Annotated in this window: 1 protein-coding gene; it reads left to right on the forward strand. The window is 41.0% G+C overall.

The window, feature by feature from the left end; translation table 11 throughout:
* On the forward strand, nt 1-268 hold a 268-nt coding region (locus tag H3Z82_RS19480; protein ID WP_220459222.1), incomplete at both ends, for a hypothetical protein.

Here is a 268-nt window from a genome sequence, read left to right on the forward strand (position 1 = left end):
GATAATGGTGATGGCACTATAACAGTTAGTGATGGTACAAACAGTGTTATTGTATCTGATGGGGCTGACGGAATTGATGGACAAGATGGTAATTCAGTTACCGTAACTGATAATGGTGATGGCACTGTAACGGTTAGTGATGGAATAAATGATGTTATAATATCTAAGGGAGCAGATGGCGTTGACGGAGATTCTGCATATGATATATGGATTGCTGCGGGGAATACAGGAACAGAGCAAGACTTTTTGGATTCATTGATTGGTGCGG

Source organism: Gelidibacter maritimus (assembly GCF_014062315.1).
GTDB classification, from domain to species: domain Bacteria; phylum Bacteroidota; class Bacteroidia; order Flavobacteriales; family Flavobacteriaceae; genus Gelidibacter; species Gelidibacter maritimus.